Source organism: Flavobacterium sp. MMLR14_040 (genome assembly GCF_033657265.1).
Lineage (GTDB): Bacteria > Bacteroidota > Bacteroidia > Flavobacteriales > Flavobacteriaceae > Flavobacterium.
Genome location: NZ_JAWVWO010000004.1, coordinates 287,317 through 300,740 on the forward strand (window position 1 = coordinate 287,317; position 13,424 = coordinate 300,740).

General features: G+C 31.1%; 8 protein-coding genes. 6 read left to right on the forward strand and 2 right to left on the reverse strand.

All coding sequences use genetic code 11. The annotated features are described in order from the left end of the window. Positions 1-316 precede the first annotated feature (316 nt). Complete coding sequence (locus tag SD960_RS08425; RefSeq protein ID WP_318802220.1) at positions 317-619, reverse strand: helix-turn-helix transcriptional regulator; 303 nt, start codon at positions 617-619, stop codon at positions 317-319. Positions 620-983: 364 nt separating this feature from the next. Between SD960_RS08425 and SD960_RS08430 the strand changes: the two genes are divergently transcribed. Both SD960_RS08430 and SD960_RS08435 read left to right on the forward strand, forming a co-directional pair. Further along, on the forward strand, positions 984-2,126 hold the full coding sequence (locus tag SD960_RS08430; RefSeq protein WP_318802221.1) for a hypothetical protein: 1,143 nt from the start codon (positions 984-986) through the stop codon (positions 2,124-2,126). Between the two features lie 179 nt (positions 2,127-2,305). Continuing rightward, a complete protein-coding gene (locus SD960_RS08435) occupies positions 2,306-3,175 on the forward strand; it encodes a hypothetical protein (RefSeq protein ID WP_318802222.1) in 870 nt (289 codons plus the stop codon). 136 nt (positions 3,176-3,311) lie between these two features. Here the strand turns inward: SD960_RS08435 and SD960_RS08440 are convergent, their stop codons facing one another. Beyond that, the gene (locus SD960_RS08440) at positions 3,312-3,776 is read right to left on the reverse strand and encodes a JAB domain-containing protein (RefSeq protein WP_318802224.1); all 465 of its coding nucleotides are present in this window, start codon (positions 3,774-3,776) and stop codon (positions 3,312-3,314) included. A gap of 359 nt (positions 3,777-4,135) precedes the next feature. Here SD960_RS08440 and SD960_RS08445 point away from each other — a divergent pair, with 359 nt between their 5' ends. The 4 genes from SD960_RS08445 to SD960_RS08460 are packed head-to-tail and all read left to right on the forward strand — an operon-like array spanning position 4,136 to position 13,315. After that, a complete protein-coding gene (locus SD960_RS08445) occupies positions 4,136-7,036 on the forward strand; it encodes an SNF2-related protein (RefSeq protein ID WP_318802225.1) in 2,901 nt (966 codons plus the stop codon). 1 nt (position 7,037) lies between these two features. Next, on the forward strand, positions 7,038-8,801 hold the full coding sequence (locus SD960_RS08450) for a DUF262 domain-containing HNH endonuclease family protein (protein ID WP_318802226.1): 1,764 nt from the start codon (positions 7,038-7,040) through the stop codon (positions 8,799-8,801). A 17-nt stretch (positions 8,802-8,818) separates the two neighbouring features. After that, positions 8,819-10,618, forward strand: a complete 1,800-nt coding sequence (locus SD960_RS08455) for a site-specific DNA-methyltransferase (protein WP_318802227.1) — start codon at positions 8,819-8,821, stop codon at positions 10,616-10,618. A 3-nt stretch (positions 10,619-10,621) separates the two neighbouring features. Then, complete coding sequence (locus SD960_RS08460; RefSeq protein WP_318802228.1) at positions 10,622-13,315, forward strand: DEAD/DEAH box helicase; 2,694 nt, start codon at positions 10,622-10,624, stop codon at positions 13,313-13,315. Positions 13,316-13,424: the final 109 nt, after the last annotated feature.

Here is a 13,424-nt window from a genome sequence, read left to right on the forward strand (position 1 = left end):
ATAATGCCACACATGATATTTCTTGTTTTAGGATAAAATCCCTGGCATTATTTCAAAAAAACAAGCATAGCGTTTTGCGGCGACTGAGCAAATAAAAAACAATCCTAGTGCGGGGCAGCGGCGTCTGGTTTGGAGAGGTCTTCTAGAAATGAGATATTTTGCATAATGAGGTTATGGTGCAGCGCGAGAGCACTATAATGACTTATTATGTAACATAGCTTTGGTGTGGGTTAACAATATTGGTCTTGAAAACACAATCGTGAAGTTTATCGATAATAAAAAAGAAAACCACTCGAAAGAGTGGTTTTTTATGTACTTAAACATTTTCTTTATGGGTTAAAAAATATAAAGAGACATCAACAATATCGGCAATTTTGCGTGCGATATCTATTGAAGGAAAAACTTCGTTTCTCTCATGTTTTTCCAGTACATTTTTATGAATACCTAATTGGGTAGCTAAATCTGTTTGAGAAATCCCCGCTCTAGTACGAATCCTTATAGTGTAGCACAAAGTGAAGCGACAAAAAATTAAAGTAAAAAAACTCTGCGAAAAATCTTTGTGAATCTGCGTTAAAAAATAATTGATGTATGAAATTTTCAATGTTTTCCCCAACAACATCTAGCGTTGATTCTAAAAGAATCCTGCATTTCTATTTGATTTTAAAAATTATAAACTCAGTATTTTAATATTTCCCCACAACAATATGTATTGATCCGAGGTCCGTAGATATATTTTGTAAACTTAAAAATAAAAAAAAGCTCCAGATTTCTCTGAAGCTTTTTGTCTTAGTAGCGGGAAGCATTCAATTATCTAACCAACTTTTTGAAGACTATTATAGTATTATCGGATATGCGTCTTAATGATTTATAATGAAATAAATATAATACTTATCACATATCTATCCAAATTTGGGTAGCTTTGTTTGGTTTCTCACACATATATATAGGCAACCGAAAACCAAAATCAATTTAACTTATCAACTTTGAAGAAGACAATCTTTTATTCTTGGCAATCTGACTTACCAAATTTTACAAATCGTGGTTTTATTGGTAACTGTTTGGAAGAAGCTATCTCCAGTTTAAATGAGGATTTAATAATTGATGCAGTTATTGACCGTGATACTAAAAATGTTATTGGAACACCAGATATTGCCTCTTCCATTTTCAACAAAATTGATAATTCAAATATTTTTGTTGCAGATGTAAGTTTTATAAATGCAGATTCTTTAGGGAAAAAATGCCCAAATCCAAATGTTCTTATTGAATTGGGATATGCGGCCAAAGCATTGGGTTGGGACAAAATAATTTGTGTCTTCAATAATCAATATGGCAAAATTGAAGAACTGCCTTTTGATTTGAGATTTAGAAGACCTATTTCCTATTCTATAATAAATCCTTCCAACAAAACGAAGGACAAAAAAGTTCTTACAAATATTTTTAAAGGTGCATTACAAGGAATCATTGAACATGATTCAAATCATAATGAATTACAAGACTATTTAAAGAAAATACTTGACAAAGAAGTTTTAACTATATGTAACCATTTACTAAAAATCATTTATGGTTATGACTATAATCTCACTCAGGAAAATATCGGGAAACTCTTAGATACAAAATATGAAGATTTAGAGTATAATCTGTATGAAAAAAAGCTTCTTGGTTTTACAATTTTTAAAGATTGGGAAAGCTATGTTCAAAAATTAGAAGGCTTAATAAATCAGCCTTTTTTTATTCAAAATGCAAATGCGGAAACCACTTCGTCGCTATTAAAAATTCTGAAAAGTTTAAGAAGTATTTCCGCTTTTCAAGTTCATAATGACCTATTCAATTGTGGTATAGAATCACAAGAGTTTATAGTAATTGATGGACAGAAAATGAATTCCGATAATCCAAAAGGCGAGCATCTTTTGTTGAAAAAAATAGATTTAGAAAAAGGTATTGTCGTAGATTGGGGGAATATTAGGATTACAAGTATTCGCAAAATGCTGAGCTATTATACTATTAAATCTGAGAGTTTTAAAAATTATTCCACTCAACTGCTTCAAATAATAAAAACCTTAGATTTCTATGTTTCAAAAAGCAATAATGAATTTATAATTGATCCCTTAGAATTTAGAGTTAGCTAATCGGCACCCATTAAAAACGTTTTAGCAAGTTTGGGTTCTAGGCTTAAATTAAAGTTGGTTTGTATTTGGTAATTAGTAGCTTAACTGAAAAACAATCTAATTTAGTCCCAAAACTCTCCCAGCCCAGGGACTTGACGGTATATATAGACAACTTTTATCAATTGGAATCAAATAAAAATATGGCAAAAAAGAAAATCAATTACGTGACAAAAGAAAGTTCAACTGGTGCAAACTATATTATGGCTTTTAGACCAGAAGACTATGATATTTTTGAATATAGAATTAATAAGCCTATTGCTGTAAAAGACCCAAATGATACTTCTGAATTCGATATGCATTTTATTGTGCAAGAAACTGACGAAATTAAAATAAACTCAAAGCATAAATTGGAATATTTTATTCCAAATAATATTGCATTGCTCCTATCTATTTCAGATAAAGCTTTAAATCGTGGTTTACAAATTTATAAAATTTATTTAAATCCAGACAAACCGGAAAATGACATTACAAAATATATAAAAGATGAACAAGTTGGATTTCTCAAAGAAAAATCACGACACTATTGTGATTATATTGAGGAAATTGAAACGGCTATTGTTTTCGCTTATACAGCTGTTGAGGCATTTGCTAATATTAGCATTCCTGACAATTACATATACAAGTCTGCTGAAAAAGACGGAATCCTTTATGAAAAAAAGGCAATCGAAAGATGGACAAGTTTAGCAGAAAAAGTATCGGTCATACTTCCTGAAATTTATGACGTAAAATCAATAAAAAGTAAATCTTTTTATAATCACTTTAAATTGTTGGAAGAATATCGAAATGCAATTATTCATCAAAAAAGCGTAGAAAGAGCAGACTTCTTTAAATTATATTTTAAAGGAAATATAAATGAAATATGTAAGAGTAGTGAGTCAGTAATTCGCTTTTTCTACGATGCTCATAAAGAATCTAACAGAATAAATCCTCTTTGGCCATGGTTAATTGGAAATGAAAAAGATTTTCCAATTATTTATGATGATTTAAGTAACATACAACGAAAAGATTAAGCACTCGCAAACTGGTACTACATCGGATTTGTGCAAACAGTTTAATGCAGAATACAATTTAATATTAAACACTTATATTAAGTTCTCTTTTTGAGACATCTTCTTGTGACGTACTAATTATTTATTTAAAAGGCGCTTATAAAGCGCCTTCATCTGCAAAAGAGTAATAAGATTCTGCAGTTATAATTATTGAATCCAATAATATGATGTCAAGAAGTCTTCCGGCTTCTTTTACCTTTTGAGTTATCTGTTTATCGGCTTCAGAGGCTGTAAGGTTTCCTGAAGGATGATTGTGAATCATCATCAAAGATGTAGCATTTGCCTTAAGAGCTGCTGAGAATATTAATCTAATATCTACAACAGTTCCTGCAATTCCTCCAGAAGAGATTTCATAAATTCCAAGTGCCTTGTGAGCTTGATTCATAAATAATACCTTGAACTGCTCGAAGAATTCTATTTTATTATAATCCCAAGCTGAAAGTGCTAGTTTGTATGCATCTTTGGAAGATTTAATTTGGGGTCTTTCAGAGCTTTTTACGTTCGTTTTGTAGATCAGTTCAATTTCAGATACAGTCTGCCAATTTTGATTTAAAGTTTCCATAATTTCTATATTTTAAATTAATTATGGAACATTCACCGGAAATCGCCTAGCAAGCGCAAAAAGCAACGCAATAAAGCAGGAAGTTTTCCTGCATTTATGGGGGAATTTTTTGCAAGCGCCCGCATGCGATTTTCGAACTTTGAGACAAAATTAAATAAGATAATAGAAGAATAATGTACCGTTTGATGCAAGTCTTATAGATAACAGTAATATTTTCTTGTAAATTCCTGTATTCCATAAACTCACTTTATGATATTAGAATTAAATTTATGGGAAGTCTTTTTACATCTGGTTACATAGTAGTCAAGAAAATGTATCCTTTTTTGTATGTTTGTAAGATTTTCTAATTATTATTCTTAATGAATTTAACATCCTACCATGCAAAGTATTTTGCTTACGAATTAACTAGACAAAGGCCTTCCAATGATCTAGGAAAACTTACTTCTTCGTTACAAGATGCACAAGTTGATTTAAACCCACACCAAGTAGAGGCCGCTCTATTTGCTTTTCAATCACCTTTGTCAAATGGTGCCATTTTAGCCGATGAAGTTGGGTTGGGAAAAACCATTGAAGCGGGCATAATTTTGTCTCAGCAGTGGGCAGAAAGGAAAAGAAGGCTGTTGATAATTGCACCTTCAAATCTTCGAAAACAATGGAATCAAGAATTAGCGGATAAGTTTTTTTTGCCATCATTTATATTAGAAACAAAATCATTTAAAGATCAATTAAAATTAGGTAATTTAAATCCATTCAATCAAAATGACAGCATTGTAATCTGTTCATACCATTTTGCCAAGAATAAAGCCATTTATGTAGAGCAAACACAGTGGGATCTTGTAATTATTGATGAAGCTCATAGGTTAAGGAATGTTTATAAAGCTTCTAATAAAATTGGAAATGTTATTAAAGATTCTATCCAAAATAGAAAAAAAGTTCTTTTAACAGCAACACCTTTGCAGAATTCTATACTTGAATTGTATGGTCTTGTTAGTATAATTGATGATTTTGTATTTGGCGATTTAAAGAGTTTTAAAAGTCAATATAATAGACAGTTAGATGAAGGTAATTATGATGATTTAAAGAGCCGTCTACTTCCAGTTTGTCACAGGACTTTAAGGAGACAGGTATTAGAATATATAAATTACACTGAAAGGAGGGCATTTTGTGAAAAGTTTTCTCCATCGGATGAAGAACACCAACTTTATGAATGGGTTTCAGCATATTTACAAAGACCAAAATTATATGCGTTGCCCAATAGTCAGCGACAATTAATGACATTAATTTTAAGAAAGCTATTAGCTTCATCTTCATACGCTATATATGGAACTTTGGATGCGTTAGTGGAAAAACTACAAAAGATTTTATTAAAACATAGAAATAATGATTTAATTTTAAAATTAGAGTTAGACTTTGAAACTTTGGATGAAATAAGTGATGAGTGGGTTGATGATGAAGGTGAAGATGTAGTTGCTGAAATTGAATTCACTGATGAAGATATCGAAGCAATTAATATAGAGATAGGCGATTTAAAAAAATTCCGCGATTTAGCTCAGCGGATTAAAACTAACTCAAAAGCAGAGCGACTAGTTGTGGCTCTACAAAAAGCATTTGAAGAAATCGAAAAGTTAGGGGCTAATAAAAAAGCATTAATATTTACCGAAAGTAGAAGAACTCAAGAATTTATTTATAAATTACTTGAAGAACGTGGTTATCAAAATAAAATAGTTCAATTTAACGGTGCAAATAGTGATTTTAAATCGCGAGAGATATATAAAAATTGGTTAGAAGAGCATAAAGGAACTGATAAGATAACAGGTTCGCCAACCGCTGACAAAAGAGCAGCACTAGTAGATTATTTTAAAGAAGAAGCAACAATTATGATTGCAACTGAAGCTGCTGCTGAGGGTATAAATTTACAATTCTGCTCTCTTATTGTAAATTTTGACATGCCTTGGAATCCGCAACGAATAGAGCAGCGTATAGGTCGTTGTCATAGGTATGGGCAAAAGCATGATGTGGTAGTTGTTAATTTTTTAAATACTAAAAATGCTGCAGATCAAAGAGTTTATCAATTGTTGGATCAAAAATTTCAATTATTTAATGGTGTTTTCGGTTCTAGTGATGAAGTTTTAGGCTCAATTGGAAATGGGGTTGATTTTGAAAAGAGAATAGCACAAATATACAATGACTGTAGAACTGTCGAAGAAATTAAAAATGCTTTTGATAGTTTACAAGAAGAGTTGAGGCCAGAAATTTCTGAAAAAATTCAAGCTGTAAGAACAACTTTATTGGAACACTTCGACGAGGCGGTTAAAGAAAAATTAAAAGCTAATCTTTTAGAAACAAAGCTTCACTTAAGTATTTTTGAAGAGAAACTATGGAAAACTACGAAATATTTTCTAGATGGGTATGCTGAGTTTTCTGATGATTATTCATTCAAGTTGATAGAAAGCCCTTTTAAAAATGAAAATATTCATAGTGGACCTTATATGATATTAAAGCCTAAAGAAGGGCAAAGAAAATCAGAGATTTTAATTCCTGATGATACAAATGTTTACAGAATTGGACATAAATTAGCTCAGCGAATTTTATTAGCTTGTAAATCTTCTTTTACACCTGTAAAAGAAGTAATTTTTAATTATACAAATACACCTGTTAAGATTACTTTATTGGAAAATTATATAGGGAAATCTGGTTGGTTTCAAGTGCAACATTTGACTATAAATTCATTTGAAGAAGAAGATTACATTTTAATGGCATGCTATTCAGATGAAGGAGAAATTATAGATAGTGAAACTGCTCAACGTTTTTTTTCATTATATGCAGTAGAGAATAGAGAAGTAGAATTTATTGACGAAGATTCTAGTATGTTCAGGGATTTAATAGACAATGAACGTCAAAAAATTGTTTCTGAAAATGCAAATAGAAATAGAGATTTTTTTGATATTGAGATGGATAAGCTTGATCAGTGGGCTGATGATATGAAAATTAGTCTGGAAAAGGAGATTAGAGATCTTGATGCTGAAATTAAATTAAGAAAATCGGAATCGAAGAAAATGCTAAATCTTGAAGCCAAGGTTAAATCGCAAAGACAGATTAAGGAATTAGAAAAAAAACGTAGTGAAAAAAGACAAACTTTGTTCTCTGCCCAAGATGATATCGATGATAAAAAGGAAACTCTTTTGTCTGATATTGAAAAACGTTTAAATCAAAAAATTAAACAAGAAGAATTATTCACAATTAAATGGAAGATGATATAATATGCCAACAGACAATGTAATAAATAGAAATTTTGAGGATTTATTTTCTAATCCAGTTAGATACGAAATTCCATTCTTTCAGCGTGGCTATGCATGGGAACAGAGACAGTGGAAAAAACTTTTAGAAGATTTGAATAATGAAGTTATTGAAATTGTTGAAAATAATAACTTTGATAATGAAGAACATTTTTTTGGACCTATAGTTGTATTGGAAAAAAGAAGTACACATCCATCTTTAAAAAGATTTTTAGTTATCGATGGGCAACAACGTATTACAACAAGCTATTTATTTCTTGCTATTATAAAAAAACATTTGGAAACAAAATCTCACCTATCGACTAATGCCCAGGAGTATATTGGTGAACTTAAAACTTTATTAATAAATAATGTTTCTGGTAATGATGATTATCTGAAGTTAAAAGTGTTTAGTACAAAGGGAGATCGTTTGCCAACTTATAAAACTATTTTTAGTCAAAACCCAAATAGTCCATATTTAGTAGACGATCAGTTATTGTATAATCCCACGACAAACAAAATTGATGAGTTTGAAAGATATATCAGTAAGCAAATAAAAAATTATGATGTTCCTCAACTTTGGCAATTATACAAAGCAATAACAAAATCATTAAAAATTGTTTGGATTCCATTAGATGAAGATAAAGATGATGCACAAGCGATTTTTGAAAGTTTAAACGATGCAGGCATGCCATTATCGGCATCAGAATTATTATGTAATTACATTTTCCGTCCATTAACGAATGATGCAACTAATGAGCACGAAAAATTACATAACGAAAAATGGCTAGCAGCGCGGAAAGAAGTAGGAGAAAATTATTTTGAAGAATATTTACGTGATTTATTTTCTATTGGTGAAAAAAAACGTGTAGGTAAAGAACGTAGAATGTATGTACATTTTAAAATAAAAAATAAAAAATTATCAGAGGCTTCCGCAAAAGATACTTTAGATAGGATCTTTGATTACACGAATGTTTATAATGAGATCAATAAACCATTGGAATATTCTTTTTCTTCTGTTGATATAAAAAAAATATTGATTGCTATTAAGAGTACTAATATGAATTCAATATATCCCTTTTTAATGGCATTATTGAAATCAAAAGAAAAAGAAGCAATCAATGAAAAAGAAACTATTGAGTTGTTAAGAGAAACTTATGTGCTATTAGTAAGAAGAAAAATTGCCAAATTACCAGTGACAAAATATGATACTTTTTTTCCATCATTGTTAGATAAAATCATTAACGAACCAAATAAAATAAAGGCTTTTCACACGCAGATACAGACTGAACAATTGTGGGTATCTGACCAAGTATTTCAAGATGCTTTTTTGACTAAAGAAATATATAATTCTAGGGAGTTAAATTTTTCAAGATTAGTATTACAGGAGATAGACAAACACATGCATCCCTTTGGAGAGCTTCCGGATTATTCAACAATACATACTATAGAGCACATTTTACCCCAGACATTAGATAACCATTGGAAAAACTATTTAATTAATGATGCCTTAAATATTAATCTTCCAACGATCACAAATACATTAGGTAATTTAAGTTTAAATAGTGTTCCGGCTAACAGTTCATTTGGGCAAAAACCATTTGTTCAAAAGCAACTAGAATATACTATTTCTAGTGCTTTGGCTAGAGACGTAAAAGACAGAGCTGAACCTTGGAATATCCAAGCGATTGAAGAAAGAGGAAGAGATTTGTCCAAAATTGCACTTAAGGTGTGGAAATGGAATGTTTAAATTAATTAAAATTACTTATGTCCAAAAATAAACTCCAAAAACTAGAATTAACATGGATAGGCAAAGGTGACGAACCAAAGCTAGAACCAAGAATTCTTATTGAAAATCCGGAATACAGTTATGGAGATCCAACTAGCGAAAATATACTCATTCACGGCGATAACCTTTTAGCATTAAAAGCACTTGAACAAGATTTTGCAGGTAAAATAAAGTGTATTTACATTGATCCTCCATTTAATACAGGGCAAGCATTTGAGTTTTATGACGATAATGTAGAACATTCGTTGTGGCTTAGTTTGATGTCCCGCAGAATAAGTATCCTATATAATTTATTGGATAAAAATGGTATGTTTTGGATTCATTTGGACGATGTAGAAGTACACTATTGTAAAGTACTGCTTGATGGTATTTTTACAAGAAGTGGTTTTGTTTCTCACATAACTTATGAACGCTCTGCGGTAGCAGGACTGGGACAAGGTGGATATATAGTAAATACTACTGAACATATTTTATTATACAAAAAGGGTATTTTACCGAAAAAAGAAAACCTCGGTTATAGTGATCTTGAATTAAACACAATAAAGCGATATAATAAATTTGTAAAAAACTTCGGTAGTAAAAAACTTGTAAGAGAGTTTGTTTCCAAATCAAATGGACAACCTGTAAAGGTTTATGAACATTTAGATTATGAAATTGCATCTTACCCATTAAAAGATTTTGCAAAAAGAGAAGATGAAATTAGAAGATTTTACGCAAACAATTTAAAGGTTTTGTTTCGTGGAAACCGTGTCCAAAAAGAGAATGCCTTCCAAAATGATTTGATTGATGGAATGGATAAGTCTAAATTTTATTCTGTTGAGTATATTCCTAGCAGAGGAAAATACGAAAATGAAACCACAACTTTATATTATTATAATTCCGAACTGCTTTCGTGGTTAGCCGACACTTCTAAGGTGTTTGATGGTAAGGTTGTTAAATCTCAAAAAATAACTTCATTATGGGGGCATTCCGATATTCCTAAAGCAGATATAGCAAATGAAGGTGGTATATATTTCCCGAGAGGAAAAAAGCCAGAACAATTACTTAAAAGAATTATTGAAATGTCAACAGAACCTGGTGATTATGTTCTTGATTCTTTTTTAGGTTCCGGAAGTACTGCTGCAACTGCTCACAAACTAGGTCGAAAATGGATTGGTATTGAACTAGGAGAACAGGCAACAACACATTGTGTGCCGAGATTAAAATCGATCATTAAAGGATCTGATCAATCAGGCATATCTAAAGCTGTAAACTGGCAAGGTGGAGGTGGATTCAAGTTCTACACGTTAGCACCCAGTTTGCTAAGAGAAGATAAGTTTGGTAATTGGGTAATCAGTTCGGAATATAATCCAGATATGTTAGCCGCAGCAATGGCAAAACAAGAAGGTTTTACGTATTTACCAGACGAAGATAAATTCTGGAAACAAGGTAATTCCTCCGAGAATGATTTTATTTTCACTACCACGCAGTTTTTAACTGTAGAAACATTAGATAGTATTCATGCTGATATGCAAGAAGGAGAAAGCATCTTAATTTGTTGTAAGGCATTTCAAAAAGAATGCAAAAGTAAATACTCAAATATTACACTTAAAAAAATACCACAAATGCTACTGGATCGTTGCGAATTTGGCAAAGACGATTACAGTCTTAATATAGTCAATCTTCCAACGGAAGATGTAAATAATGAAGATGATTTAATTGATGTATTAGACAATGAAAGCGTTCAGAAAATAAGAGATAACAAAGAAATAGACAATCAAGGTACATTATTTGAATAAAATATGAACAGTATAGCCAATAACATAAAATTACGCCTTTCCTTACGAGAACCGTTAAAAGAAGCTTTAGATATTGTAGCTAAATTATCGGATGAGTTAATTTTAGAAAAAGTACCAGATAATCAAGAAGAAGCATTAGAGTTTCTAAGAAGCGAATTAGACAAAGTAAAAAATAATTTTATAACATGTACTAACTTTCAAAGAGACTTTCCATCAATTGCATTTTCTATTGCGACTGGGGTTGGTAAAACACGTTTGATGGGTGCCTGTATTGCGTATTTGTATTTACACAAAGGTATCAAGAACTTTTTTGTTTTGGCTCCTAATTTAACTATTTACGATAAGTTGATTGAGGATTTTGGAAACCCAGCGTATCATAAATACGTGTTCAATGGAATTTCAGAATTTGTGCATAATAGACCGGTGATAATCACAGGTGATAATTACAATCAGCAAGGGAATCTTTTCAGAGAAGGAGAAATTAGAATAAATATTTTTAATATTTCCAAATTCAATTCCGATAATAAAGGACAGAAAAAGGGAGGTATTGCTTTAGCCCCGAAAATAAAAAGATTGTCAGAATATTTAGGACAATCATATTGGGAATATCTTGCGGGAATTCAAGATTTGGTTATACTTATGGACGAAGCACATCGTTATCACGCTGATGCTTCCAAAAATGCTATAAATGAATTAAAACCAATTTTAGGATTAGAATTGACAGCTACACCTTTCGACGAAAAACAAAAACCTTTTCAAAATGTTGTTTACGAATATTCGTTGGCACAAGCCTTGACGGATGGGACTTTTGTAAAAAATCCTGCCATTGCAACAAGAAAGAATTTTAAACGGGGCGATTTATCAGATAAGGAGATAGAAATTATTAAGTTAGAAGATGCAATAAGTATTCATCAAGACACGAAAACTGAATTGGAAATCTATTCCAAAAACAATGGAGTAAAACTTGTAAAACCTTTTATTCTGGTAGTTTGCAAAGATATTAACCACGCAAGAGAAGTTTTTGATTTAATTAATTCTGATGAGTTTTACCAAGGAGAATACAAAGGTAAAGTACTTCAAATTGACAGTTCAACAAAGAAAGAGGAAGAAATAGAAAAACAATTCCTGTCACTGGAAAGTCCAGACAACGAAATAGAAATTGTAATTCATGTAAATATGCTAAAAGAGGGTTGGGATGTTACCAATCTTTATACTATTGTTCCGCTTCGTGCAGCTAATGCTGCTATTTTAGTGGAACAAACTATTGGTCGAGGACTTCGGTTGCCTTATGACGGAAAAAGAACTGGAGTAGATAAAATTGATAAATTAACCGTTGTAGCACACGAGAATTTTGAAGCTGTCATTGCAGCTGCACAAGATCCAAATTCGGTATTGAACAAAATGACTTTCATAGAAATTTCCGAAGAAGATTTAAAAATAAAAACAGAAGTAGTTACGTCAAAACCAGTTGCAGAAAAAAAACTGGAAAACGAGCAGATCGAGGTTAACAAAATTGAAAGCAAAGAAAATCAGCAAAAGGCACAAAACTCACTTGATGCAAAAAAAGCGATTATAAATGCATTACCAGATTTTAATACATTACCAGAGGTTCGGAGAGTGGAAGATCTGAATAAAGAAGAAGTAAAAAGAAAAGTCATTCGACAAATAGAAAAGAAATTAAGTGAAGGACAACAAAATATTTTTGCTGACGATATAGTTAAGGAAGTAGAAGCGACCTATGAGAAAGTTGTAGCTTCCTACAAAGAGAATATCATTGAAATTCCAAGAATGGATTTAGTGCTTGGAGAAGTTACAGCTACTTTCAACCATTTTGATTTAGATACTACTAATTTCAATTATCAAGCTTTGGAACAAGAAATAATTAGAATGGGTTTAATGGATAAATCGGTAGAAACCCTAAAAGCAAAATCAAGTGGTTCGTACGGCAATCCGATTAATATGATTATTTCAGAATTAATAGATTATTCAGATATCGACTATGATGATAATGCGGACTTATTATATAAATTAGCAACACAAGCTTACAATAATATAGAAGAAAACATTGATAAAAAAGAGAATATTTCACAGGCAATATTCCAATTTAAATCAGCAATTGCGGATAAAATTTATTTGCAAATGAAAGCTAATTTTACTTTATCTTCTCTTGAATATGTAGCCCCCAAAGTTTACCCTTTTACTAAAATAGAACAGTGGAATTTTTCAGTACTTGTTAATGCAGGTTACAAAGATTATAGGGATGTTGTTACTCCAACTTTAATGGTTCCTAAATACGTTTTTAGAGGTTTTGAAAAAGCCTGTCATTTCGAATATAAATTTGACAGCAAAACAGAACAAGATTTGGCTTTTGTATTAGAAAACGACAATAAAGTTATAAAATGGCTTCGTCCAGCATCTAATCAATTTCGTATTTACTGGGATAATAATTCTAAAAGATATGAGCCAGATTTTATTGTAGAAACAGAAGATACAATTTATATGGTGGAGCCAAAATCGTCAGCAAATATATTAGATGCAGATGTAATTGCAAAAAAAGATGCTGCTCTGAAATATTGTAAATACGCAACTGAATTTACTTCTCAAAACAATGGTAAACCTTGGAAGTATTTACTTGTACCGCATAATGAAATCTCACGAACAATAAATTTTGATCTGTTAATTAATTTTTTTTCATAGACTTATTTTAGTGGATAAATACACATATATATTCGAATTGATTCAAATATTTTGATGATATTTTCATTATAGTAAATTTCCCGATACTAACAAATGTACTTCAATATAA